Here is a 24,827-nt window from a genome sequence, read left to right as displayed (position 1 = left end):
GGGTCAGCGCGTCCGTCCCGCGGCGCTCAGCGGCACGGCGGTGGAGGCGACGATGCGCTCGAGGATCTCGACGACCGCCGCCTGCCCGCGGCCGCGCTGGCCGAGCGCACGGCCGGTCGCGACGAGCCGGTGCGCGAGCACGGGCGCGGCGAGGGCGTCGATGTCGTCCGGCAGGACGAAGTCCCGCCCGTCGAGCGCCGCCCGGGTCTTGGCGGCGCGGATCAGCTGGAGCGTCGCGCGGGGGCTCGCGCCGAGGCGGATGTCCTCGTGGCCGCGCGTGGCCTGCACGATCGCGACGGTGTAGCGCGACACCGGGTCGGACACGTATACGCCGCGGGCCGCGTGCATCATCGCGTCGAGGTCCTCCGCGTCGACCACGGGCCGCAGCTCGTCGAGCGGGCTCACCGTGTCGCGGGAGCGGAGCATGGCGAGCTCGGCGGAGGCGTCGGGGTAGCCCATGGAGATCCGGGCCATGAAGCGGTCGCGCTGCGCCTCGGGGAGCGCGTACGTGCCCTCCATCTCGACGGGGTTCTGCGTGGCCACCACCGTGAAGGGCTGCTGCAGCGGATGCGTGACGCCGTCGACCGTGACCTGCCCCTCCTCCATGCACTCCAGGAGCGCCGACTGGGTCTTGGGGCTCGCCCGGTTGATCTCGTCGCCGATGACGATGTTGGCGAACACGGCGCCCGGCTGGAACTCGAAGCGGTGGTCGGCCTGGCTGTATACGGAGACGCCCGTGACGTCGGACGGGAGCAGGTCGGGCGTGAACTGGATCCGGTTGACGGTGCAGTCGACGCTGCGCGCGAGCGCCTTGGCGAGCATGGTCTTGCCGACGCCCGGCACGTCCTCGATGAGGAGGTGGCCGCCGGAGAGGAACACGGTGAGCGCCATGCGGGTGGCGTCGTGCTTGCCGGACATGACCGAGTCGATGTTGCCGAGGATCAGCTCGGCGAGACGGCGCACCTCCTCCAGCGGCATGGCGGGCGCGTGGTCGGCCTGGCGCGCGGCGGCGCGGATGCGGGCGGGGTGCGGGCTCGATCCGGCGTGCAGGGGAACGGACTCGGACTCGGGACTCGTCACGGAGGTCCTCCAGCGTCGTGGGCGTGTTGGCAGCATACGTGAGGGATCCGGGAGCGTCCGGCCCGCCTCCGGGGGCGGACAGGCCGGGTAGCGTGGTCGCCCGTGCACCCCGCTCCGAACGCCGCCGTCCCGCGTCCCGCCGGGCGACCGTCGTGACCCGCATCGTCGCCGGGTTCGCCGGCTCCCTCGTCCTCCGCGTGCCGAGGACCGGGACGCGCCCCACGAGCGACCGCGTGCGCGAGGCGCTGTTCTCCGGGCTCGAGGCGCGCGACGCGCTCGACGGCGCGCGCGTCCTCGACCTGTACGCCGGATCCGGGGCCCTCGGGCTCGAGGCCGCCAGCCGCGGCGCTCGCGAGGTCGTCCTCGTGGAGCGCGCGGTGCCGGCGGCGGCCGTCTGCCGGTCGAACGCGGGCATCGTCGAGCGCGCGGCCCCGAGGGGTTCCGCTCCCCGGATCCGGGTGGCCGCCCAGAGCGTGCGCGCCTTCCTCGCGGGCGACCGCGGCTCCTACGACGTCGCGTTCCTGGATCCGCCCTACGAGGTCGGCGACGCCGAGCTCGCGGAGGAGCTGGCCGCGCTCGTGCCGCGGCTCGTCGACGGCGCCGTGGTCATGGTCGAGCGCAGCTCGCGCTCCGCCGAGCCGGCGTGGCCCGCGGGGCTGGAGCTCGACCGCCGCAAGGCGTACGGCGACACGGTCCTTTGGTGGGCGGTCGCCGTGTCGCCCGACGACGACGCCGAGCCCGACGACGCGGAGCGGCCCGCGCCCTAGCGCGCCCCGTCCCAGTCGGCGTACGGATCCCACCCGCCGAGCGTCGTGCGCGGCCCCTCGTACGGCCCGCCGTCGACCGTCACGGCCGGGCCCGCGGCACCCGCGGCGGACACCCGGCCGATCTCCCGGAACGGATCCGGCAGCGTCGCCTCGGCCGGGAACGCCGCGACCAGCGCGTGGTCCTCTCCCCCGGTGAGCACGAGGTCGAGCGCCAGCGGCGGCAGGGACGGGTGCGCGGCGGCGACCCGGCGCGCGTCGTCGGCGAGGGCGGCGGATCCGAGGTCGATGCCCACGCCGCTCGCGCGCGACATGCGGCCGAGGTCGAGCAGGAGGCCGTCGGACACGTCGAGCATGGCGGTCGCCCCGGCGCGCGCCGCGTCGACCCCCGCCGTCAGCGGCGCGACGGGCGCCAGCTGGGCCTCGACGGCGTCCGGATGGGAGGCACGCAGCGCCCGGGCGAGCCCGGCGTCGGGGACGGGGACGCCGTCCGCGTCGGCGCTCCTGGCGTGGTCGAACAGGAGGCGCACCCCGGCCGCGGCCATGCCGAGAGCGCCCGCCACCGCGATAACGTCCCCGGGCCGTGCGCCGGAGCGCAGCACGGGATCGCGCCCCTCGAGGTCGCCGGTGGCCGTGATCGTGATCACGAGCGCGTCCGAGACGGACAGGTCGCCGCCCACGACGCCGCAGCCGGGCGCCTGGAGGAGGCAGCCCTCCCGCAGCCCGTCGGCGAGGGCCTCGAGGTCGGCGACGCGCGTGTCCGCGGGGGCGGCGATGGCGACGAGGAGCGCGGTCGGCCGGGCGCCCATTGCGGCCACGTCGGCGAGGTTCGAGGTCGCGGCGCGCCGACCGAGGTCGTGGGGGGACGACCAGGCGAGGCGGAAGTCCGGGCCCTCGATCATCATGTCCGTCGTGATCACGAAGCGGCCGTCGGGCGCCCGCACGACCGCGCAGTCGTCGCCGGGGCCGACGTCGGCGTCGTCGGATGCGGGCAGGTGCGGGAGGATCCGCGCCAGGGTCGCCAGCTCCCCCGCGCTCCCGAGGGTGGCCGTGTCGCGGGCGGAGGGCGTCCCAGAAGTCGTCACGACTGCCACGGTAGCCTGATCGCGATGACTCCCCGCCGCCCCGCCCGCGCCCTGCTGCGCCCCGTCGCCGCCGCGGCCGCCGCGTGCGGTATCGCCCTCGCCGTCGCCGGCTGCGCCCCCACTGTCTCGCTCGAGGCGGCCCCCGCAGCGACCGATCCGCTGTGCGCCGACGTGGTCGTCCACCTCCCCGCGACGCTCGGCACCGCGCCCCTCCGCGAGACCGACGCGCAGGGCACGGGCGCGTGGGGCGATCCGCAGAGCACCGTGATCCTCCGCTGCGGCGTCGCGACGCCCGGCCCCACCACGGACGCGTGCATCAGCTACGACGACGTCGACTGGGTCGAGGACGACTCGCGCGCCCCCGACATCCGCTACACGACCTACGGCCGCACGCCCGCCGTCGAGGTCGTCATCGACTCGACGCAGGCCAGCTACACCGCGCTCACCGACCTGAGCGGCGTCGTCGCGGTCATACCGCAGACGGCGAAGTGCGTCAGCGCGCAGGACCTGGGCGACGCGCCGCCTCCGGGGAGCTGACCGGGAGCGATCCCGTCGGCAGGTATCCCGCGCCCACGGACCGCGCCCGCCCTGGCGTCACCGCACGACGCGCGCCGCGCTCGCGGATCACCCGCCGGCCCGTCCGCCACCAGCGCAGCCACGGCAGCTCCTCTGGCCAGTGCACCGTCAGCGAGGCCATGCCGCGGCTCATCCGCAGCGGCAGGGTCGACGGCCGGGTGAGCGGCCGCATGCTGATCCCCATCCCGAGGTGCGGGTTGAGCACGATGCGGTGCTCGGGGCCGAGGTGCACGGACAGGTCGATGTCGTCGTGCAGGTGCGTGCCCTCGCGGTGCACCTCGTCGCGCACCGCCAGCCAGGCGTCCCGGCGGAGCGCGAAGTTGGATCCGAACAGCGGCGGGTGCCCGAGCGCGAGCGTGACGGACACGAAGTAGGCGCCGAGGTAGCCGACCGCCGCGATGCCGCGGAGCGCCCGCGGGCCGTCGAGGAAGCGCGCCGCCCCCGTGACGGCGGCGACGTCGGGACGTGCGGCGAGCACGTCCCCGAGCCGCTCGATCCAGTCGTCGGGCGGCACGCAGTCCGCGTCGAGCCGGGCGATGACCTCGTGCCTCGCGGCGTCGTAGCCGGCGGACGCGGCGGCGGGGATCCCCACCACGGGCTCGTGGACGACGCGCGCGCCGGCCTCGCGCGCGACGTCGGCGCTGTCGTCGCGCGACGCGTTGTCGACCACCACGATCTCGTCGGGCGCGACCGTCTGCCCCGCGAGGGCCTGCAGGCACGCCCGCAGGTGGCCCGCGTCGTCGCGCACCGGGATGACGACGGAGACGGTGGGGCGCACGGGCGTCGCCGGACGCGGTGACGACGCCCGGTCCCCGAGCCGCAGGAGCCGGCCGGGTCGGGCGTCGGGATGGAGGCGGGGCCGGGCGACGGATCGTCCTACGAGCATGCGCCCGAGCCTAGGCTCATCGCCCCGCGACGACCGGGGTCAGGCGCGGGCGCCATCCGCCTCCCACGAGAGCGCCACGTCGAGCAGGCGCGAGATGAGGTCCGGGTACGCGACGCCGGAGGCCTCCCAGCACGCGGGGAACATCGAGATGGGCGTGAAGCCCGGCATCGTGTTGATCTCGTTGAGCACGAAGCCCTCCGCCGTGAGGAAGAAGTCCACGCGCGCCAGCCCGCGCGCGTCGACGGCCCGGAAGGCGCGGATCGACAGCTCCCGCAGGTCGGCGAGCTCGGCGTCGGTCACGTCGGCGGGGCACACGAGGTCGATGCCGTCGGCGCCGAGGTACTTCGCGTCGAAGTCGTAGAAGTCGCGGCCGGAGACCACGATCTCGCCCGCGACGGAGGCGCTGGGCTCGCGGCCCGGGCCCTCGTCGAGGATCGCGCACTCGACCTCGCGGCCGACGAGGCCCGACTCGACGAGCACGCGGTCGTCCTCCCGGAAGGCGACCTCGAGCGCGGCGTCGAGACCGTCGGCAGCGGCGACCCGGCTCACGCCCACGCTGGATCCGGCGCGGGCCGGCTTCACGAACGCCGGCAGCCCGAGCGCGGCGGCCCGCTCGCGGACGCCCTCGGGATCCGCGGCCCACTCGTGGCGCGACACCGTGATCCACGGCGCGACCTCGATGCCCGCCGCGCGCAGCACGGTCTTCGCGTAGTGCTTGTCCATGCCGAGCGCGGAGGCGAGCACGCCGGATCCGACGTACGGCAGGCCGGCGAGCTCGAGCATGCCCTGCACCGTCCCGTCCTCGCCCTGCGTGCCGTGCAGGATCGGGAAGACGACGTCGACCCGGCCGAGCGACCGCTCGGCACCGTCCGGGTCGCGCACCGTGAGCTCGCGGCCGGCCGTGCCGTCGGGCCAGCGCACGCGCGTCCCGTTGTCGGCCACGCGGGGCAGGGCGTCGGCGTCGAGCGCGAGCGCCGACGCGTCGTCCTCCTGGAGGGTGAAGGCCCCGGCCGGCGTGATGCCCACGGGGATCACCTCGAACCGCTCCCGGTCGATGGCGCCGAGCACGCCGCTCGCCGTCGCGCAGCTGATGGAGTGCTCGCTGGAGGTGCCGCCGAAGAGGAGCACCACCCGGATCCGTGCGGTCATGCTCACTCCCCCTGGGGCGTGTCGTCGTCGGTGGTCAGGTGCGGTGCGATGTCGCGCGGCGACAGCGTGCCCGCCAGCACCTGCGACACCTGCTCGACGATCGGCATGGGCACGCCGCGCTGACGGGCGAGCTCCAGCACGGGCGCGACGGAGGAGAGCCCCTCGGCCGTCTGCTGCATGCTCTTCACGACGTCGGTGAAGCTGTACCCCTGGCCGAGCAGGCGCCCGGCGGTGTTGTTGCGGGACAGCGACGACTCGCACGTGGCGATGAGGTCGCCGAGCCCCGCGAGCCCCGCGAGCGTCTCGGCGCGGGCGCCGTACGCCACCGAGAACGCCGTCATCTCGGCGAGGCCGCGGGTGATGATCGACGCCTTCGTGTTCTCGCCGTAGCCGACGCCGTCGACGATGCCCACCGCCACGGCGATGAGGTTCTTGAGCACACCGCCGAACTCGGTGCCGATCACGTCCGTGTTCACGAACGAGCGGAAGTAGGAGCTGCGGGCGATCTTCGCGACCCGCTCGGCGGTGGCCTGCTCGGCCGACGACACCACGACGGCCGTGGGCTGCTCCCGGGCGATCTCGAGCGCGAGGTTCGGCCCCGACGCCACGGCGATGCGCTCCGGCCCGATCCCGAGCACCTCGGCGATCACCTCGCTCATCCGGAGGCCGGTGCCCTTCTCCACGCCCTTCATCAGGCTGACGACCACGGCGTCCGAGGGGATGAGGTCGCGCGCGGCCTCGAGGTTGGCGCGCAGCGTCTGGCTGGGCACGGACACGAACACGTCGGTCGCGCGGGCGAGCACGCGCTCCAGCGACGGGTCGGCCGTGAGCCGCTGGGGCAGGTTGATCCCCGGAAGGTAGTCGCTGTTGCGCTTGGCCTCGGTGATCTCCCGGGCGAGCTCGGGCCGGCGGGCCCACATGACGACGTCGTTCCCGCCGTCGGCCATCACCTTCGCGAACGTGGTGCCCCAGCTGCCGGCGCCGAGGACGACGACGCGGCGCCGCTCCTGGCCGTCGGGCTCGGGCGTCGGTGCGGGGGTCGGGCTCGCGGTCGCGTCACTCAAATCGGCCGGTCTCCTTCTGGTTCTTCGAGCGGGGATCCCACCGCTCGGTCGGGGCGGTCTCGCCGCGCAGCTCCTCCACGAGCTCCGTGATGGCGGCCATGACGACGGCGGTCGCCTCGGTGAGGGTCGCGGAGTCGAGGCTCCGGTCGCGGAAGCGGTCGAGGTCGACGGGCTCGCCGATGACGACGTGGATGGTGGTGCGCGGGAAGAGCCGCACGCGCTTCGAGTACCGGCCCATGAGCTGCTGCGTGCCCCAGTGCGCGGCGGGGATCACGGGGATCCCGGCCTGCAGGGCGAGGCGCACGGCGCCGGTCTTGCCGCGCATGGGCCAGAGGTCGGGGTCGCGCGTGAGCGTCCCCTCGGGGTAGACGACGACGATGCGGCCGTCGCGCGCGAGGTCGGAGGCGGCCTCGATCGCCTTCCCGCCGCGGACGCCCCCGTCGCGCTGCACGGGGATCTGCCCGGAGCGGCGGAGGAACCAGCCCACCACGGGCACGTCGAACAGCGACGCCTTCGCGAGGAAGCGGGGCAGTCGCCCGAGCTTCCACGCGACGGCGCCCATCACGACGGGGTCGATCTCGCTGTGGTGGTTCGGGGCGAGCACGTACGAACCTGCCCGCGGCAGCCGCTCGGGGTGGCGGATCTCGAACCGGACGGCCGCGTTCAGCACCGGCAGCACGAGGGCGGCCAGCACCCAGAAGATCGACGGTCGGGCCTTCTCGTTCGCCATGGATCCTCCGGTCGGGTCGCGGTCGTCGTCGGTCGCCCGCCGGGAGCCGCCCGACGGAGGGCCGGGCGCGTCCGTCGTGGACGCGCCCGGCAGGCGTGGGCGGCGCGGGCACCGCCCGCGAGGCTATCCCTCGTAGGAGAAGTCCGCGCCCAGCTGGCGCAGCTTCCCGATGAAGTCCTCGTAGCCGCGGGAGATGATCCCGACGTTGCTGACCGTGGACCGGCCCTCGGCCGTGAGCGCGGCGATGAGGTGGCTGAACCCGCCGCGGAGGTCGGGGACGGTGATGTCCGCGCCGTGCAGGTGCGTCGGCCCGGTGATGACCGCGGCCTGCTCGAAGTCGCGTCGCGCGACGCGGCGCTCGTGGCCCTCGAGGCCCTCCTTGTGGACGACGATGTCGGCACCCATCTCGTTGAGCGCGTCCGTGAAGCCGAAGCGGTTCTCGTACACGGTCTCGTGGATGATCGAGACGCCGGGCGCCTGCGTGAGCGCCACGACGAGCGGCTGCTGCCAGTCCGTCATGAAGCCGGGGTGCACGTCGGTCTCGATGACCACGGGCTTGAGGTCGCCGCCCGGGTGGTAGAACCGGATGCCGTCCTCCTCGATGTCGAACGCGCCGCCGACCTTCCGGAACACGTTGAGGAAGGTCATCATCTCGGCCTGGCGCACGCCGCCGACGAAGATGTCGCCGCCGGTCGCGAGCGCGGCGGATGCCCAGCTCGCGGCCTCGTTGCGGTCGAAGAGCGCCCGGTGCGTGTAGCCCTCGAGGCGGTCGACGCCCTCGATGAGGATCACGCGGTTCGGCTCGACGGAGATGATCGCGCCCATCTTCTGCAGGATCGCGATGAGGTCCATGATCTCGGGCTCGATGGCCGCGTTCTTGAGCTCGGTGATGCCCTTCGCGCGGACGCCGGTGAGCAGCACCTGCTCGGTGGCGCCGACGCTCGGGTAGGGCAGCTCCACGTTCGCGCCCTTGAGGCCGTTCGGCGCCGTGAGGCGGATCCCACTCGGGAGCTTCTCGACGACGGCGCCGAAGGCGCGCAGCGCGTCGAGGTGGAAGTCGATGGGGCGGTCGCCGATGCGGCAGCCGCCGAGGTCGGGGATGAACGCCTCGCCGAGGCGGTGCAGCAGCGGCCCGCAGAAGAGGATCGGGATCCGGGAGCTGCCGGCGTGCGCGTCGATGTCCGCCATGTGGGCGCTCTCGACGTCCTTCGGGTCGAGGATGAGGTCGCCCTCCTGCTCGCCCTTGCGGAGCGTCACGCCGTGCACCTCGAGGAGGCCGGAGACGACGCGGACGTCGCTGATGTCCGGCACCGAGCGCAGGAGGCTGGGGCTCTCGCCGAGGAGCGAGGCGACCATGGCCTTCGTGGCCAGGTTCTTGGCCCCGCGGACCTCGATGCGGCCGCGCAGCGGGATGCCGCCGTTGATGACGATGGAGTCGGACAGGAGACCCACTCGCTCTCCCGCCTTCTTGGCGTCGCTGACTAGTGAGTTCATTCAGTTCTCCAGAGCTGCCGGCCGGGCCGGCAAGGTGCGCGGGCGCCATGAGGCCCGTCGGTGTTCGAAGGTGGTGATGGCGTCCTCGTCCCGGAGGGTGAGGGCGATGTCGTCGAGCCCCTCGAGGAGCCGCCACCGAGTGTATTCGTCGATCTCGAACGGGACCGTCAGGCCGGGTGCCGTGGCGATCCGCTCGACGAGGTCGACGGTGAGGTCGAGTCCGGGCTCCGCGTCCATCGCGGCCCACAGCCTCTCGACGTCGTCCTCCGTCACGATCCCCGTGAGGAGGCCCTGCTTCCCCGAGTTGCCCCGGAAGATGTCGCCGAACCTCGGGCTGAGCACGGCCCGGAAGCCGTAGTCGCGCAGCGCCCACACGGCGTGCTCGCGGGACGAGCCCGTGCCGAAGTCCGGCCCGGCGACGAGGACGGTGGCGCCCTCGTAGACGGGCTGGTTGACGAAGAACGCGGGGTCCTTGCGCCACTGGAAGAAGAGGGCGTCCTCGAAGCCGGTCTTGGTGACGCGCTTCAGGAACTGCGACGGGACGATCTGGTCGGTGTCGACGTTCGACCGCTTGAGCGGCACGCCGGTGCCGGTGACCCGGGTGATGGGCTCCATGCTCAGGCCCCCTGTCCGACGGACGCGGCCTGGCGGATGGACTCCGCGTCGACGACGCCGTCCTCCTGCAGGTCCCACGGGCTCGAGAGCGTGCCGCGGATCGCGGTGGCCGCCGCCACGAGGGGCGAGACGAGGTGCGTGCGCCCGCCCTTGCCCTGCCGTCCCTCGAAGTTGCGGTTGCTGGTCGATGCGCAGCGCTCCCCCGGCGCGAGCTGGTCGGGGTTCATGCCGAGGCACATGGAGCAGCCGGCGAAGCGCCACTCGGCGCCGAAGTCGGTGAAGACCTTGTCGATCCCCTCGGCCTCCGCCTCGAGCCGCACGCGCGCGCTGCCGGGGACGACCATCACGCGCACGCCCTCCGCCTTGGTGCGTCCGCGCACGATCTCGGCGGCGGCGCGCAGGTCCTCGACGCGGCTGTTGGTGCAGGAGCCGATGAACACGGTGTCGACCGCGATCTCCTTCATGGGCGTGCCGGGGGCGAGGTCCATGTAGGCGAGCGCGCGCTCGGCGGCGGCGCGCTCGTTGGGGTCGGCGACGGCGGCGGGATCGGGGACGGGCTCGCTCAGCGAGACGCCCTGGCCCGGGTTCGTGCCCCACGTGACGAAGGGCTCCAGCGTGTCGGCGTCGAGGAAGACCTCGGCGTCGAACACGGCGTCGTCGTCGCTGGCGAGCGTCTCCCAGTAGGCGACGGCCTCGTCCCAGTCGGGGCCGGTCGGCGCGTGCGGGCGGCCCCGCAGGTAGTCGTACGTGGTCTGGTCGGGGGCGACCATGCCGGCGCGCGCGCCCGCCTCGATCGACATGTTGCAGATCGTCATCCGGCCCTCCATGGAGAGCGAGCGGATCGCGCTGCCGCGGTACTCGAGCACGTAGCCCTGCCCGCCGCCCGTCCCGATCTGCGCGATGACCGCGAGGATGATGTCCTTCGCCGTGACGCCCGGACGCAACGTGCCCTCCACCGTGACCGCCATGGTCTTGAACGGCTGGAGCGGCAGGGTCTGCGTGGCCATGACGTGCTCGACCTCGCTCGTGCCGATCCCGAAGGCCATGGCGCCGAACGCGCCGTGCGTGGAGGTGTGCGAGTCGCCGCAGACGACCGTGATGCCCGGCATCGTGAGGCCGAGCTGCGGGCCGACGACGTGCACGATGCCCTGCTCGATGTCGCCGAGGGAGTGCAGGCGGATCCCGAACTCCTCGGCGTTCCTGCGGAGGGTGTGGATCTGCGTGCGGCTCGTGAGGTCCGCGATGGGCTGGTCGATGCCGACGGTCGGCGTGTTGTGGTCCTCGGTCGCGATGGTGAGGTCCGGCCGGCGCACGGGGCGGCCGGCGAGCCGGAGTCCGTCGAACGCCTGCGGGCTGGTGACCTCGTGGACGAGGTGGAGGTCGATGTAGAGGAGGTCGGGCGTACCGTCCGCCCCCTCGGCGACCAGATGATCGGCCCACACCTTCTCGGCCAGTGTCTTCGCAGGCTGCACGACTCTCCTCATGGCAGTGGCGCGAGGGACCCCACGCGCATCATGGGAGTCTAACGCCGGGTGCCCGCGGCTATTCCTCAGGCGGTGGGCGCGCCCGCGGACCCGTCGCCCCGCGGCTCGTCCTCGGCGCGGGCCTCGATCACCACCACGGTCACGTTGTCGCGGCCGCCGGATGCGAGCGCCTGCGCGACGAGCGCGTCCGCCGCCCGGTCGACGCCCCCGCCGTCCGCGCGCGCGAGCTGCAGCACGCCGGAGATGGCCTGGTCGTCGAGCTCCTTGGTGAGCCCGTCGGAGCAGATGAGGAAGACCTGGTGCTCGACGACCGGCAGCAGCCACTCGTCGGCGGCGACCTCGTCGTGGGATCCGACAGCGCGCGTGATGAGGTTGCGCACCGGGCTCCGCTCGGCCTCCGCGCGGGTCATGCGGCCCTGGTCGACGAGCTCCTGCACGGCCGAGTGGTCGATGGTCACCTGCTCGAGGCGGCCGTCCGTCCAGGCGTAGACGCGGGAGTCGCCGACGTTGAAGACCATCCAGAGCGGGTCGCCGGCGTCCGAGCGCACGAGGGCGACGCCCGCGAGCGTGGTGCCCGCCACGGTGCCGGGCGGGTCGTCGCCCGTGATGAGGTCGCCGATCGCGTCGTTGGAGGCGTCGACCGCCTCGACGATGAGGTCGCGCGTCACGGGGGCGTCGCCGGACAGGCCGCCGAAGGTCTCCACGAGGGTGGCGCTGGCGCGGTCGCCGAACGCGTGCCCGCCCATCCCGTCGGCCACCAGCCAGACGGGAGGGTCGGCGAGGAGGCCGTCCTCGTTCACAGCGCGCACGCTGCCGACGTCGGTGCGGGCGGACCACGTGACGTGGATCCTGCGCCCGCCGAGCGCGATGGTGCGCGCCTCGGTCACCGGGCGTCCCGGTCGTCGGCGCCGCGCTCGACCTGGGCGGACCCGTCGGTCGACCCGGTGACGGGGACGCCGTCCGCCCGCATCTTGATGAGGCTTGCCACGGTCGCGACCACCATCGACGCGAGGATCACGACGAGGCTCACGATGGTCGGGATCTCGGGCGCCCACTCGATGCCCTCGCCGCCGTTGACGAACGGCAGCGTGTTCTCGTGCATCGCGTGCAGCACGAGCTTCACGCCGATGAAGAAGAGGATGAACGCGATCCCGTACTTGAGGTAGACGAGCCGGTCGAGCAGGCCGCCGAGCAGGAAGTAGAGCTGACGGAGGCCCATCAGGGCGAAGATGTTGGCGGTGAAGACGATGAACGGCGACTCGGTGATGCCGAAGATGGCCGGGATCGAGTCGAGGGCGAAGATCAGGTCTGTGGTGCCGATCGACACGAAGACGATCACCATGGGCGTCAGCACCTTGCGGCCGTCGATCACGGTGCGCACCTTGGCGCCGTCGAAGTCCGGGGCGATCTTGAGGCGCCGGCGGAGGAACCTGATGAACAGCGAGTCCTCGCTCTCCTCGTCCTCGTCGCCGACGGCCTGCTTCACGGCCGTGTAGAGCAGGAAAGCGCCGAAGATGTAGAAGATCCAGCTGTAGCTCTCGATGAGCTCGGCGCCCAGCAGGATGAAGATGCCGCGCAGCACCAGCGCGATGATGATGCCCACCATGAGCACCTCCTGCTGGTACTTCCTGGGCACGCTGAACCGGCTCATGATGATGACGAACACGAACAGGTTGTCGATGCTGAGGCTGTACTCCGTCAGCCATCCCGCGAGGAACTGGCCCGCGTGCTCGCCGCCCGCCACGAACAGCATGATGACCGCGAACACCAGCGCGAGCCCCACGTAGAAGGCGACCCAGAGGGCCGACTCCTTCGTCGAGGGGACGTGCGGGCGCCGGTAGACAATCAGCAGGTCGGCGACGAGGACGAGGACGAGCACCGTCAGGGAGACGATCTCGAACGGGAGGGGGAGGACCAGGGGCACGCGGAGGCTTTCTGCAGCACGGGACGGCACGGACATGCCTCGACGAAACTACATGGCGGCCGACGGGTTGTTCACAATTCCCCCATCCGGGGCATCCGGCCCGCGGCCCGCGGTTACGGTGGTCGCTCATGACACGAGAGGGACGCCCCATGTCCGTACTGGCGAACGAGCTCGATGCACCCGACCACGGCGGGGAGGACACCGGCCCCCGGCGTCGCGGCCCCCGCACCACCGGCGACGCCCGGGCCAGCATCATCGACGCGGCCCGCATGCTCTTCATCGAGTCCGGCGCCGACCGCGTCAGCGCACGCCGCATCGCCGCGGCGGCCGGCGTCGACCCGAGCCTCGTCCGCTACTACTTCGGCTCGCTCGAGGCGTTGCTCGAGGAGGCGCTGCGCCCCTCGGAGGACCTCATCGCCCCGTACCTCCGGCTGCGGGAGCTGCCCATCGAGGAGCGCGGCGCCGCCCTCGTCTCCGCGGCGCTGCACACGTGGGAGCACCCGGTCGGCTCCACGATCATGCGCTGGGTCACCGTGTCGTCCGACCACGACAGCGCCGCCTACCGCCGGTTCGCCGAGGCGGCACCCCAGCACTGGATGGGCGCGCTGCCGGAGGAGGTCCCCGCCGAGGAGGCCGGCATCCGCAACTCGCTCGTCGGCGCCACGCTCGGCGGCATCGCCATCACCCGGTACATCTGGCGGATGGAGCCCATCGCCAGCATGTCGCGCGAGACGGTCGTCGCGCTGCACGGGCCCGTGGTGCAGGGCTTCCTCACCGGCCCCCTGCCCGCCGTCCCGGCCGTGGCGTCGGCCCCCGCCGCCTGACCGAGGCCCGCGGGATCGGGACCGCAGCGAGGGCCGTGCGCCTCAGCTCCGGTCGGTGAGCTCCTCGCGGACCGCGAGCGGCGTGCGCACCAGCTTGTGCGGCGCGGCCTGCGCGACGGGCTTGAGGGTGAGCAGGTCGACGTTCACGTGCGGCGGCAGCTCCACCGCGTGCACGATGGCCTCGGCCACGTCCTCGGCGGTCAGCGGTCCGGGCACGCCGTCGTAGACCGCGTCGGCCTTCGCCCGGTCGCCGCCGAAGCGCACGAGCGAGAACTCCTCGGTGCGCACCTGGCCGGGCGCGATCTCGATCACGCGGATCGGCTCCCCCGCGAGCTCGAGGCGGAGCACGCCGAGCATCGCGTGCGCGGCCGCCTTCGCGGCGTTGTAGCCGCCGCCGCCCTCGTAGGGCACGTGCGCGGCGATGGAGCTCACGGTCACGATGTCGGCGCTGCCTCCCTCGGGGACGCCGGCGCGGAGCAGCGGCAGGAGCGCGCTCGTCACGCGCCGCACGGCGAGCACGTTGATCTCGTACATCCAGGCCCAGTCCTCGGACGAACCGCCCTCGACGGAGTCGGTGCCCACCGCTCCCCCGGCGTTGTTGACGAGGGCGTGCACGTGGCCGGTCTCGCGCAGGTGGTCGCGGAGGGCGTCGACGTCGGCCTGGACGGTGAGGTCGGCCAGGGCGTAGGTCGCGCCGGTCTCCTCGGCGAGCGCCCGCAGGCGGTCCTCGCGGCGGGCGACGCCGACGACGTCCCAGCCCCGGCTCCGGAACAGGCGGACGGTGGCGGCGCCGATCCCCGAGCTCGCACCCGTGACGACGACCCTCTTGGCTGTGGACATGACCCCAGCGTAGGGAACGCGGGCGGCCGCGGGTTACGCCCCGCGACGGACCCGCGTTGACCGGTCACCTCGACGATTCCTACAGTCGGGGAGCGCCCGCACGGGCGGCACCGACGCACGAGGGAAGGCACGACGATGAGCGACCACGACGAGGACCGGGCAGCGGGCTGGCGCTTCGAGACGCAGCAGATCCACGCGGGTGCTGCGCCGGATCCGGTCACGCACGCACGCGCGACGCCCATCTACCAGACCACGTCCTACGTGTTCGACGACGCCCAGCACGCGCAGGACCTCTTCGCCCTGGCGCAGCCCGGCAACATCTACACGCGCATCATGAACCCGACGCAGGCCGTCGTCGAGGAGCGCATCGCGGCCCTCGAGGGCGGGACCGGTGCGCTGCTGGTCGCCTCCGGGCAGTCGGCCTCCACCTTCGCGGTGCTCAACATCGCGCAGGCGGGCGACCACATCGTCTCGAGCTCCTCGATCTACGGCGGCACGTACAACCTCTTCAAGTACACGCTCGCGAAGCTCGGCATCGAGACGACGTTCGTCGAGGACCAGGACGACCCCGAGGCGTGGGCCCGGGCCGTGCGGCCGAACACCAAGCTGCTCTTCGCCGAGACCATCGGCAACCCGCGCATCAACGTCCTCGACATCCGCGCCGTCGCCGACGTGGCGCACGATGCGGGCGTCCCGCTGATCGTGGACAGCACCATCGCCACGCCGTACCTCATCCGGCCGTTCGAGCACGGCGCGGACATCGTCGTCCACTCGGCCACCAAGTTCCTCGGCGGGCACGGCACGGTCATCGGCGGCCTGGTGGTGGACGGCGGCCGGTTCCCGTGGTCCGAGCACGCGGAGCGCTTCCCGGGGCTCACGACCCCCGACCCGTCGTACCACGGCGTCACCTACGCCGAGGCCGCGGGCGACGGGCTCGCCTTCATCACCAAGGCGCGCGTGCAGCTGCTGCGCGACCTCGGGGCGTCCATCGCCCCGGCGAGCGCATGGCAGCTCATCCAGGGCATCGAGACGCTGAGCCTCCGGATCGAGCGGCACGTGCAGAACGCGCAGGCGGTGGCCGAGTGGCTCGACGCGCACGAGGACATCGCGAACGTCCACTACGCGGGCCTCCCGTCGAGCCCCTGGTACGCGGCGGCGAACCGGTACGCGCCGCGCGGCGTCGGCGCCGTCCTCTCCTTCGAGCTGAAGGGCGGGGTGGACGCGGGACGCGCGCTCGTCGAGTCGCTGGAGCTGTTCAGCCACCTGGCGAACATCGGGGACGTGCGGAGCCTCGTCATCCACCCGGCGTCGACCACCCACGCGCAGCTCACGCCCGAGCAGCAGCTGACGGCGGGCGTAACCCCCGGGCTCGTGCGCCTGTCGGTCGGCCTCGAGAGCATCGACGACATCATCGAGGACCTCGCGGCCGGGCTCCGAGCCGCGCGGGCCGTCAAGGACGGCACCACCGCCCCTGCGCTCGCGGGCAGCCGGCCGAGCGGGGCGTAACACTCGGGCGCGCGTCCGCCGCGGGTGCTTCACTGGCCGGGATGGACTGGCAGACACCCGAGGACACCGTCCCGTCGAGCCTGGTGACGGACGCGCAGATCCGCTCCCTGATCGGACGACCGCCCGCGTCGGGCGCATGGCGCGAGGGCGATCCCGTCGCCGACCGCCTGTTCGCGCAGGTGGGCGGCATCGAGCTCGAGGCGGGCGGACGCGTCCCCTCCGTGCGCGTCGCGTACGAGACCTTCGGCGAGCGCGACCCCGACGGCGGCAACGCCGTGCTGGTGCTGCACGCTCTCACGGGCGACAGCCACCTCCGCGGACCCGCGGGTCCCGGGCAGCCGACGGGCGGATGGTGGTCGGGCATCGTGGGTCCCGGCCTCGCGATCGACACCGACCGCTGGTTCGTCGTCGCCCCCAACATGCTGGGCGGCTGCCAGGGCACGACCGGCCCCGCCTCCCTGGCGCCCGACGGCGCCGAGTGGGGCGCGCGGTTCCCCTTCATCACCATCCGCGACCAGGTCGCCGTGCAGGCCGCCCTCGCGGACGCGCTCGGGATCGACGTGTGGGCGGCGGTCGTCGGCGGGTCCATGGGCGGCATGCAGGCGCTCGAGTGGGGCGTGGGGCTCCCCGACCGGATGCGCCGGCTCGCGATCCTCGCGGCCCCTGCCATCGCCAGCGCCGACCAGATCGCGCTCAACTCCGTGCAGGCCGAGGCGATCCGCATGGATCCCGCCTACCGCGACGGCGACTACCTCGACGCGGCCGACGGCGACGGCCCGCACCGCGGCCTCGCCCTCGCCCGCCGCATGGCGCTGCTGAACTACCGCAGCCCGGACGAGCTCAACCAGAGGTTCTCCCGCTCGTGGCAGAGCGGCATCAGCCCGATGGGCGACGAGGGCAGGTACGCCGTGGAGTCGTACCTCGACTTCCACGGCAACAAGTTCACCCGGCGCTTCGACGCGACCAGCTACATCCGCCTGATCGACGCGATGAGCTCGCACGACGTGGGCCGCGACCGCGGCGGCGTCGAGGCCGCGCTCGGGAGGGTGCGGGCGGCGACCCTCGTGGTGGGCATCGACAGCGACCGGCTGTTCCCCGTCCCGGACCAGCGGCTCGTCGCCCGGCACGTGCCCGGGTCCGTCGACGGCGGCGAGGTCGTGGTGATCTCCTCCGACTACGGCCACGACGGCTTCCTCATCGAGAACGAGGCCGTGGGCCGCGAGCTGGCGCGCCTGCTCGACACCCCCGCGTAGGAGCGCCCCAGTCCGGGGGTGAGTTCCGTGCGCGGCATCGCCCGCGACATCATGCGTTCCTATGCTTCCCCTGGGAGCACGCCGCCCCCTCCGGGCACCGGCGTACGAGGGGAGCACCGATGAGCCGACGTCCGCTGCATGCGACGGGCCACGGCCAACGGGTCCGCGTGGCGCTGGTCGACGACCACGTCCTCCTGCTCGACGGCCTGAGCGCCCGGCTCTCGCGTCCCCGCACGGGCGTCGAGGTGGTCGCGACCTCCCCGACCTGGAACGGGCTCGTGCGCGATGACCGCTTCCCGGACGCCTTCGACGTCGTCGTCCTCGACCTCGCCCTCCGCGACGAGGTCCCGGTCGCGCAGAAGATCCGCACGCTCACGGGTGCCGGCCTCACGTCCGTGCTCCTGAGCACGCACGCCGACCCCTCGACCATCCACGGCGCCATGCGCGCGGGAGCGTCCGCCGTCGTGCCCAAGGCCGAGTCGTCGGAGGAGCTGATCGCCAGCATCCACGCGGCCGCCGACGGCACGCCCCGGCAGAGCGCGCTGGTCCAGCAGGCGATGCAGGACTTCCACGCCGAGGAGGATCCGCGGCTCGGCCAGCAGGAGCAGCGCGCGCTGGTGCTGTACGCGGGCGGGCGGTCGATCCGCGACGTCGCGGAGGCGATGAGCACGACGGAGGAGACCGTCAAGTCGTACATCAAGCGGGGGCGCCGCAAGTACCTGCATGCGGGGACGGACCTCGGGACGAAGCTGCTGCTGCGGCGCCACGCGATCCGCCATGGCTGGATCGCGCCGGAGTAGGGGACGGATCCATCCGCCGCCGACCCGCCCGGGCGGCGCGCGATCCTACGGCATGTGGACAATCGCCCCGCGCCGTCACGTCGGCGTGCCAGGCGCGTGACGGACGCGCCTAGGATCGGAGCACACCGAGCGCACGCCACCGGCGTCGGCGCACTCCGAGCGGGGACCCGATGGATCGCATGAAGCGCGAACGCGAGCGCCTGCTGCAGCGGACCGCACGCGTGTACGGCCTCAGCTTCACCGCGGTCGCCGCCGCGTGCATCCTGCTGCCGGGCGAGGTCCCGGTGCCCGCGGCGGCCGGCAGCGTCGCGCTCCTCGCCGTGCTCGCCGTCGCCCAGTGGCGGATCGGGACCGACGCGCGCGTCAGGTGGATGGTCGTCGTGCTCGTGGCGGGCATCGCCGCCATGGTCGTCGCCCAGCTCGGCGGGCGCTCCGCGTCGTCGCTCACCGCCCTCACCCACGTCTCCGTCGGCGCCGTCGGGTCGCTCGCCCTCCTCGAGACCATCCGACCGGGCCGGCTCCGCGTCGTGGCGGCCGCCTTCGTGCTCACCAGCGTCGTGGCCGTCGGTGTCTCCTGGGACACCGCGGCCTTCCCCTACGTCGTGCTCGTGCACGTCTTCGGCTGGATGCTCGCGGGCATCCTCGGCTACTGGCTGAGCGTGGCCGTGCACCGGGTCGGTCGGCGCATCACCGACATCGGGCGCGCCCACCGCGCCGAGCGCATGGCGAGCGAGCTCGAGGCCCAGCGACGCCAGGGCGCGAGGCTCCTGCACGACACCGTGCTGGCGACGCTGACCCTCCTCGCGCACTCCGGGGTCGGCGTCACCCCGCAGGCCATGCGCCAGCAGGCGGCCGACGACGCCCGCCTCCTCCGCCAGCTCCGCCTGGGCGCGAACCCCACCCCGCAGGCGTCGGGCGGGTACACGCTCGAGCCGGTGGAGCAGTCCGTGCTCGGCAACACGCTCGAGTCGGTGAAGCAGCGCTTCGGCCGGATGGGCCTCGAGGTGAGCTGGCACGGGACCGGTCAGGTGCTCCTGCCGAGCGACATCCTCGACGCCTTCCTCCTCTCGCTGGCGGAGTGCCTGGAGAACGTGCGCCGGCACGCGGGCGTCACCGAGGCGCACGTCACCATCACCGACGACGACACCACGGTCCGCGCCATGGTCACCGACGCGGGCGTCGGCTTCGACCTCGCGCACGTGGACCAGGCGAAGCTCGGCTTCAAGGAGTCGGTCGTGGCGCGCCTCACCGACGTGGGCGGCAACGCCCGGCTGTTCTCCTCGCCCGGGTCCGGGACGACGGTCGTCCTCGAGGTGCCGAAGTGAGCGGCCGCGCGGACGCCGCCGTGCCGCCCCGCACGAGCCGTCGGATCCGCCTGCCCGCGGGCACGCCGGCGCAGCCCACGTCCATCGGCCTCGGGTACATGGGCGCCGGATCCGCGGTGGTCTGCGCCATCGCCATGGGGTACGGCCTCGTCCGCTTCGCGCTCGACTACCGGATCATGCCGTCGCCGGGGCTCACGGCGACCGCGTGGATCCTCCTGGTCGCCCTCATCGCCGCGGTCGTCGTGGCCATCCGCGCCCTCCGCGACCGGATGCCCGGACCGCTCATGGCGGTCTTCGTCGGCGGCCTGGGCATCGTCGTCGCGCTGGACCTGGTGGCCGTGTGGCCCCTCGGCGACGTGATGCAGCACGCCACCGCGGGCATCGCCGCGGGCGCCGCGCTCCTCACGACGGTCACCTACCGCCCGGCGCGCGAGGTGCTGGCGGTCGACGTCGCCCTCGGCGCGGTGCTCCTCGCGGTGTTCCTGTTCTCGGATCCCGTGCGGCCCGCCGACCTCGCGCCCGAGATCTCCGCCATCGCCCGGGCTGTCGTGCCCGCGGCGTTCGGCGTGGCTGTCGTCCGAGGGTTCCGGCGCCTGACCGAGATGGAGCTGGACCGGGTGCTCGTGCAGAGCACCGTCTCCGCGCCGCGCTACGCCGTCGGCATGATGGCGTCGGAGGAGCTGGCGCGCCTCGACCTCGCGGCGGAGCAGCTCCTCGACGACGTCGCGAACGCGCGCGAGCCGCTGCCGCTGTCGCCGCTGGCCGCCTCGACGGCCGCGTCGCTCGCGACCGAGCTGCGGCTGCACCTCATCGAGGGCCGGCGCGAGACCTGGCTGCACCACGCCATCACGGAGTCGGAGTTCCTCGGACCGGACGTCACCCTCAGCGACCCGAGCGCCCTCGCCGGCCTCCTCGACCGCCGCCAGCGCGACGGCCTGCTCTCGGCGGTCTGGCTCCTGCTCACCTCGACCGAACGACGCAACGGCGTGCCCGAGGTGTCGGTGCAGCTCGCGCTCGGCCCGCTCCGCGGACGGCCGCACGGCGCGCAGCCCGTGCCCCTGCGCCGGGCCGTCGTGCCCATCGTCGTGACGACGACCGGGCTCCCCCGCACCCGACTGGATCCCTCGACGTGGGATGCTATCGACAAGGTCGGCACGCACACCGAGAGCACCCGCGGGTCGAGCCTCCTCATCACCATCGACTGCGTAGTGGACAACCCCGCCGACCGGTGAGGGCCCCGCACTAGGACCGGAGAGCACGTGTCAGCTGAGAACCGACCGATCACCCTCGCCATCGTGGACGACCACAGGATGCTGCTCGGGGCCCTGACCGAGTGGATCCGCAACGCCGCGTCCGACATCGAGATGGTCGCAGCCGTGTCCACCTGGCCCGACCTGCTGACGCATCCGCGGTTCCCCGTCGACGTCGTCCTCCTCGACCTCGACCTCAAGGACAACCTGCCGATCTCGCTGAAGATCGCCACGCTCAAGACCACGGGCGTGAAGACCGTGCTGATGAGCACGTACTCGGAGCCCAACGTCGTGCGCGAGGCCCTGGCCTCCGGCGCCCTCGGCTACCTCGTGAAGAGCGAGGACGCGAGCATGATCGTCGACGCCATCCGCCTCGCTGCCGACGGCCAGTCGTACATCTCCGCCGAGCTGGACCTCGCCATCAACAGCACCGACGTCGGCGGCGTGCCCAAGCTCAGCGCGCAGGAGCGCCGGGTCATGGCGCTCTACGGCGGCGGCGAGCCCGTGAAGTCGGTCGCCTACAGCCTCGGCATCTCCGAGGAGACCGCGAAGTCGTACCTCAAGCGGATCCGCGAGAAGTACCGCGTCGCGGGCTTCGACGTCGGCACCAAGGTGGCGCTGCGGAAGCGCGCGATCCAGGACGGGATCCTGCTCCAGGGCGAGTAGCCCGGCGGCGCTCCGGCCCGTGCCGGCCGAGCGCCCGGCTCAGCCGCCGATCCCGATCGGCTGGGTCGTGGGCCGCTGGCCGTCCGCCGGCCGGCGGGATCCGCGACGGCGCCGGTCGAGCCCGAAGCTCGCGAGCACGATGAGGAGGCCCGCCACGCTGAGGCCGACACCCACGATCGCGGGCGACGTGTAGCCGAGCCCCGCCGCGACGGTCACGCCGCCGAGCGCCGCGCCGACCGCGTTGCCCGTGTTCAGCGCCGAGTGGTTGAGCGCCGCCGCGATGGACTGCGAGTCGTGCGCCACGTCCATCAGCCGGATCTGGATCCCGGGCGACAGCGCCGCCGCCGACCCGCCGATGAGGAACAGGAACCCGAACAGCCCCACCGGGTTCGACGCCGTGAGCACCAGCCCCACGAGCGAGACGATGAGCAGCCCGAAGAGGCAGAGGAGCGCGGCCTTCACGTCGCGATCCGCCCACCAGCCGCCCGCGAGGTTGCCGGCCGTCATGCCGAGGCCCACCACCACGAGCGCCAGCGGCACCGACCACTCGGGCAGCCCGGTCACCTCCGTCACCATGGGCGACACGAACGTGTAGACGGCGAAGAAGCCGCCGAATCCGATCGCGCCGATGAGGAGCGCGAGCCAGACCTGCAGCCGGGTGAACGCGCGGAGCTCGCGCCGGAGCGTCGCCTCGGGGTTGCCGGCCTGCGCGGGCACGGCGAGGAACACGGCGACGAAGGTGGCGGCGAAGATCGCGGCGACGACGAGGTAGGCGACGCGCCAGCCCGCGTTCTGCCCGATCCACGTGACGATGGGCACGCCGATGACGTTGGCGATGGTGAGGCCCGCGAGCACGAAGGCGACGCCCCTGGCGCGCTTGCCCTCCCCCATCAGCTGCGCGGCGACCAGCGACGCGATGCCGAAGTAGGCGCCGTGCGGCAGGCCCGCGACGAAGCGGGCGACGACCACGAGACCGAAGCTCGGCAGGATCGCGCTGAGGACCGTGCCGAGCGTGAAGGCCAGCAGCAGCCAGAGCAGCAGCTTCCGCCGGGGCGCCCGGGCCGATGCGGCCGCGATGGTCGGGGCACCCACCACCACGCCGAGGGCGTAGGCGCTGATGAGCGTGCCGGCCTGCGCGTTCGCGGCCTCCGTCGAGCGCGCGGCCACCTCGGGCAGCAGGTCGGCGGCGAGCTGCGGCAGGAGCCCCATGGCGACGAACTCGGTGGTGCCGATTGCGAACCCGCCCATCGCGAGGGCGAGCAGGGCGACGCGGACGCGGGCCGGCGACAGGGTCGCCCGCCCGGAGGAGGGGGGATTCACCCGACGAGCCTACCGGCGGTCGGGATCCGGTCCCGGCCTCGTCCTCGGCGCGGGGCCCCGCGTCAGGCGTCGGCGCCGCGCGCGTCGATGGCCTGCTCGAGGCGCTCGAGCTTGCCCGTCAGCTCGCCCTGGTAGCCGGGGCGGATGTCCGCCTTCAGCACGAGCGACACGCGCGTCCCGAAGGGCGCGACGGCCTCGGTGGCGCGGCGCACGACGTCGAAGACCTCGTCCCAGTCGCCCTCGACGGTGGTGAACATGGAGTCGGTGCGGTTCGGCAGTCCAGACGCGCGGACGACGGCCACCGCGGCGGCCACGGCGTCGTGCACGGAGGCGTCGGGCGCGTCGCCCCCGCTGGGTGCGACGGAGAAGGCGACGAGCATGGGGACCCCCGGGGTTCGACGGCGGCGGTGCTCCGGGCGGTCACCCGGCCGGCGTCCGGCTGTGCGCACCAGGCTACCGACGGCGACGCGACCTGTGGACGACGGCCGACGCGGGCTCGCCCGCCCCGCGAGACTCCCCGGGTACTTGAAAGTTCACACAAAGGGTGGGACGCAGCGCCCGCCCGCATCGCACGGAGGAGCAGCGCCATGGACAGGAAGACCAAGATCATCATCGGGGTGGCGGGCGGCGTGGTCGTCCTCGTCGGGGCATTCGCGGCCTTCGGCGGCCCCATCTACAAGCAGCTGGCGGGCACGCCGGACGCCGCCCCCACCCTCGCGTCGACGCCCGCGCCGGGCGGCGCGGTCGGCGACCTCTCCGGCGACTGGAAGGCGGGCGGGTCCTCCTACGCGGGCTACCGCGTCGACGAGGTGCTGAACGGCACGCCCGTCACGGTCAACGGCCGGACGGACGCCGTCACGGGCGACATCACGGTCGCCGGATCCCAGGTCACGAAGGGCACCATGACGGTCGACGTGACGCAGATCCACACCGACCAGCCCCCGCGCGACGCGTACTTCCAGAACGAGGCGATGAAGACGGGCGACTTCCCGACCGCGACCTTCACCCTGACGCAGCCGATCGCGGCCGACGGCGTCGAGGCGGGCGTCCCCGCGACGTACGACGTGACGGGCGACCTCACGCTGCACGGCGTGACCAAGAGCGTGACCGCGCAGATGCAGGCGAGCTTCACGTCCGACGGCGGGCAGATCGTGGGCTCCATCCCGATCACGTTCCAGGACTTCGGCGTCCAGGCACCGAGCCTCGGCTTCGTGACCGTCGAGGACCACGGGTCGGTCGAGTTCTCGCTCGACGTGGCGAAGGCCTAGCCGCCGGATCCCGCCAGCGTCTCCCGCACGGCCCTCGGCATCGCCTCGGCGACGTCGAGGGCCGTGATCGGTCCACCGCCGGATGCGAGGTCGCCCGCACGCCCGTGCAGCCACGCGGCGGCCGCGGCGACGGCGGCGAGCTCCGCGAGGGGATCCGCCGCGTCGGCGATCCGAGCGGACGCGCCCGCCGTGAGGGCGCCGAGCACCCCGCCGAGCACGTCCCCCGAGCCCGCCGTCGCGAGCCACGGCGTCCCCGCGCGGATCGCGATGCGCGCGGACCCGCCGACGACGAACGTGGTCGCGCCCTTGAGCAGCACGCAGACGCCGAGCTCCCGCGCCGCGCGCTCGGCCCACCCCGCGGCGTCGGCCGCGATGTCCTCCGCGGACGCCTCGATGCCCGCGCCGTCGAGCAGCCGCGACAGCTCGCGGAAGTGCGGCGTGACGACCACGGGTCCCGTCGCGCGCCCGACGAGGTCGAGCGCGCCCGCGTCCACGACCGCCGGCAGGCCCTGCCCGAGCGCGGCGGCGATGGCGTCGGTCGCCGCCTCGTCGCGGTGGGCCTGGTCGATGCCGGATCCGACGAGCCACGCCTGCACGCGCCCGTCAGCCGTGACGACCTCGGGGCGGCGGGCGAGCACGGAGGCGGACGCGCCCGCGGGCCCGAGGTAGCGGATCATGCCGACGCCGGTGCGCGCGGCCGCCTCGACGCCGAGGACGGCGGCGCCCGGGTAGCGGTCCGAGCCCGTGCGGATGCCGAGGACGCCGCGCGTGTACTTGTCGTCGTCGTCGCGCGGGAGGCGGATCGCCCGGCGCGTGCGCTCGGCGTCCTGCCGGATCCAGCCGTCGGGTGCGTGGTCGTCGTGCGCGTCGCTCATGCCCTCACGATAGGCGCGCGGGAATGCGGCGGCCGCGCCGGGCCTTGGG

At 73.5% G+C, this 24,827-nt stretch carries 25 protein-coding genes; 10 read left to right on the top strand and 15 right to left on the bottom strand.

The window, feature by feature from the left end; genetic code table 11:
• Positions 1-3 precede the first annotated feature (3 nt).
• Positions 4-978, bottom strand: a complete 975-nt coding sequence (locus KYT88_RS07005) for an AAA family ATPase (protein WP_043587952.1) — start codon at positions 976-978, stop codon at positions 4-6.
• A 254-nt stretch (positions 979-1,232) separates the two neighbouring features.
• On the opposite strand from KYT88_RS07005, the gene rsmD reads away from it, so the two are divergent.
• Positions 1,233-1,847, top strand: coding sequence for a 16S rRNA (guanine(966)-N(2))-methyltransferase RsmD (gene rsmD / locus KYT88_RS07000; RefSeq protein WP_043587323.1), 615 nt, complete (start codon positions 1,233-1,235; stop codon positions 1,845-1,847).
• Here the strand turns inward: rsmD and KYT88_RS06995 are convergent.
• On the bottom strand, positions 1,844-2,929 hold the full coding sequence (locus tag KYT88_RS06995; RefSeq protein WP_043587955.1) for a thiamine-phosphate kinase: 1,086 nt from the start codon (positions 2,927-2,929) through the stop codon (positions 1,844-1,846). The genes rsmD and KYT88_RS06995 overlap by 4 nt on opposite strands.
• 24 nt (positions 2,930-2,953) lie before the next feature.
• On the opposite strand from KYT88_RS06995, the gene KYT88_RS06990 reads away from it, so the two are divergent.
• A complete protein-coding gene (locus KYT88_RS06990; RefSeq protein ID WP_043587325.1) occupies positions 2,954-3,466 on the top strand; it encodes a DUF3515 family protein in 513 nt (170 codons plus the stop codon).
• Here KYT88_RS06990 and KYT88_RS06985 read toward each other — a convergent pair.
• The 9 genes from KYT88_RS06985 to KYT88_RS06945 all read right to left on the bottom strand — a co-directional run bounded on the left by KYT88_RS06985 (position 3,423) and on the right by KYT88_RS06945 (position 12,851).
• Positions 3,423-4,391: a glycosyltransferase family A protein gene (locus KYT88_RS06985; RefSeq protein WP_237583822.1), complete on the bottom strand. Its 969-nt coding sequence runs from the start codon at positions 4,389-4,391 to the stop codon at positions 3,423-3,425. The genes KYT88_RS06990 and KYT88_RS06985 overlap by 44 nt on opposite strands.
• 39 nt (positions 4,392-4,430) lie before the next feature.
• Complete coding sequence (locus tag KYT88_RS06980; RefSeq protein ID WP_043587327.1) at positions 4,431-5,540, bottom strand: D-alanine--D-alanine ligase family protein; 1,110 nt, start codon at positions 5,538-5,540, stop codon at positions 4,431-4,433.
• Between the two features lie 2 nt (positions 5,541-5,542).
• Positions 5,543-6,604: an NAD(P)H-dependent glycerol-3-phosphate dehydrogenase gene (locus KYT88_RS06975; RefSeq protein ID WP_043587328.1), complete on the bottom strand. Its 1,062-nt coding sequence runs from the start codon at positions 6,602-6,604 to the stop codon at positions 5,543-5,545.
• Complete coding sequence (locus KYT88_RS06970) at positions 6,597-7,334, bottom strand: lysophospholipid acyltransferase family protein (RefSeq protein WP_043587330.1); 738 nt, start codon at positions 7,332-7,334, stop codon at positions 6,597-6,599. The genes KYT88_RS06975 and KYT88_RS06970 overlap by 8 nt, the downstream gene beginning before the upstream one ends.
• Positions 7,335-7,457: 123 nt before the next feature.
• Positions 7,458-8,828 carry a UDP-N-acetylglucosamine 1-carboxyvinyltransferase gene (gene murA / locus KYT88_RS06965; protein WP_015490031.1) on the bottom strand — a complete coding sequence of 457 codons (1,371 nt, stop codon included), beginning with the start codon at positions 8,826-8,828 and terminating at the stop codon, positions 7,458-7,460.
• Positions 8,829-9,443, bottom strand: coding sequence for a 3-isopropylmalate dehydratase small subunit (gene leuD / locus KYT88_RS06960; RefSeq protein ID WP_043587332.1), 615 nt, complete (start codon positions 9,441-9,443; stop codon positions 8,829-8,831).
• Between the two features lie 2 nt (positions 9,444-9,445).
• Positions 9,446-10,927: a 3-isopropylmalate dehydratase large subunit gene (gene leuC, locus KYT88_RS06955; RefSeq protein ID WP_043587334.1), complete on the bottom strand. Its 1,482-nt coding sequence runs from the start codon at positions 10,925-10,927 to the stop codon at positions 9,446-9,448.
• A gap of 65 nt (positions 10,928-10,992) precedes the next feature.
• Entirely contained in the window at positions 10,993-11,814 is an 822-nt protein-coding gene (locus tag KYT88_RS06950; protein WP_043587337.1) for a PP2C family protein-serine/threonine phosphatase, read from the bottom strand.
• Positions 11,811-12,851: a TerC family protein gene (locus KYT88_RS06945; protein ID WP_043587339.1), complete on the bottom strand. Its 1,041-nt coding sequence runs from the start codon at positions 12,849-12,851 to the stop codon at positions 11,811-11,813. The genes KYT88_RS06950 and KYT88_RS06945 overlap by 4 nt, the downstream gene beginning before the upstream one ends.
• Before the next feature lie 149 nt (positions 12,852-13,000).
• Here KYT88_RS06945 and KYT88_RS06940 point away from each other — a divergent pair, with 149 nt between their 5' ends.
• Positions 13,001-13,675 carry a TetR/AcrR family transcriptional regulator gene (locus KYT88_RS06940; RefSeq protein WP_043587341.1) on the top strand — a complete coding sequence of 225 codons (675 nt, stop codon included), beginning with the start codon at positions 13,001-13,003 and terminating at the stop codon, positions 13,673-13,675.
• Between the two features lie 42 nt (positions 13,676-13,717).
• Here KYT88_RS06940 and KYT88_RS06935 read toward each other — a convergent pair whose 3' ends face one another.
• Positions 13,718-14,515, bottom strand: a complete 798-nt coding sequence (locus tag KYT88_RS06935) for an SDR family NAD(P)-dependent oxidoreductase (RefSeq protein WP_043587343.1) — start codon at positions 14,513-14,515, stop codon at positions 13,718-13,720.
• A 135-nt stretch (positions 14,516-14,650) separates the two neighbouring features.
• Between KYT88_RS06935 and KYT88_RS06930 the strand changes: the two genes are divergently transcribed.
• From KYT88_RS06930 to KYT88_RS06905, 6 genes are all read left to right on the top strand, one after another.
• Positions 14,651-16,021 (top strand): bifunctional o-acetylhomoserine/o-acetylserine sulfhydrylase, encoded by a 1,371-nt coding sequence (locus KYT88_RS06930; RefSeq protein ID WP_043587345.1) that lies wholly within the window; start codon positions 14,651-14,653, stop codon positions 16,019-16,021.
• 41 nt (positions 16,022-16,062) lie between these two features.
• Complete coding sequence (gene metX, locus KYT88_RS06925; RefSeq protein ID WP_043587347.1) at positions 16,063-17,274, top strand: homoserine O-acetyltransferase MetX; 1,212 nt, start codon at positions 16,063-16,065, stop codon at positions 17,272-17,274.
• 119 nt (positions 17,275-17,393) lie between these two features.
• Positions 17,394-18,074: a response regulator transcription factor gene (locus tag KYT88_RS06920; RefSeq protein WP_043587349.1), complete on the top strand. Its 681-nt coding sequence runs from the start codon at positions 17,394-17,396 to the stop codon at positions 18,072-18,074.
• A gap of 179 nt (positions 18,075-18,253) precedes the next feature.
• Entirely contained in the window at positions 18,254-19,399 is a 1,146-nt protein-coding gene (locus KYT88_RS06915) for a sensor histidine kinase (RefSeq protein ID WP_237583821.1), read from the top strand.
• Positions 19,396-20,631 (top strand): hypothetical protein, encoded by a 1,236-nt coding sequence (locus tag KYT88_RS06910; protein WP_043587353.1) that lies wholly within the window; start codon positions 19,396-19,398, stop codon positions 20,629-20,631. Before KYT88_RS06915 ends, KYT88_RS06910 begins: the two co-directional genes overlap by 4 nt.
• A 27-nt stretch (positions 20,632-20,658) precedes the next feature.
• Complete coding sequence (locus KYT88_RS06905) at positions 20,659-21,315, top strand: response regulator transcription factor (protein ID WP_012038017.1); 657 nt, start codon at positions 20,659-20,661, stop codon at positions 21,313-21,315.
• 39 nt (positions 21,316-21,354) lie between these two features.
• Here KYT88_RS06905 and KYT88_RS06900 read toward each other — a convergent pair whose 3' ends face one another.
• Positions 21,355-22,635, bottom strand: coding sequence for an MFS transporter (locus KYT88_RS06900; protein WP_043587355.1), 1,281 nt, complete (start codon positions 22,633-22,635; stop codon positions 21,355-21,357).
• A gap of 62 nt (positions 22,636-22,697) precedes the next feature.
• Positions 22,698-23,015: a thiamine-binding protein gene (locus tag KYT88_RS06895; RefSeq protein WP_043587357.1), complete on the bottom strand. Its 318-nt coding sequence runs from the start codon at positions 23,013-23,015 to the stop codon at positions 22,698-22,700.
• 207 nt (positions 23,016-23,222) lie between these two features.
• Here KYT88_RS06895 and KYT88_RS06890 point away from each other — a divergent pair, with 207 nt between their 5' ends.
• Positions 23,223-23,903: a YceI family protein gene (locus KYT88_RS06890; protein WP_043587358.1), complete on the top strand. Its 681-nt coding sequence runs from the start codon at positions 23,223-23,225 to the stop codon at positions 23,901-23,903.
• On the opposite strand, the gene KYT88_RS06885 is transcribed toward KYT88_RS06890, so the two are convergent.
• Positions 23,900-24,778: an ADP-dependent NAD(P)H-hydrate dehydratase gene (locus KYT88_RS06885; RefSeq protein WP_370644838.1), complete on the bottom strand. Its 879-nt coding sequence runs from the start codon at positions 24,776-24,778 to the stop codon at positions 23,900-23,902. The genes KYT88_RS06890 and KYT88_RS06885 overlap by 4 nt on opposite strands.
• Between the last annotated feature and the right edge of the window lie 49 nt (positions 24,779-24,827).

Origin of the sequence: Clavibacter sp. A6099 (genome assembly GCF_021919125.1) — a bacterium.
Taxonomy (GTDB): domain Bacteria; phylum Actinomycetota; class Actinomycetes; order Actinomycetales; family Microbacteriaceae; genus Clavibacter; species Clavibacter seminis.
The sequence above is the reverse complement of the archived record's forward strand: the minus strand, read 5'-3'. Positions and strand labels throughout refer to the sequence as shown.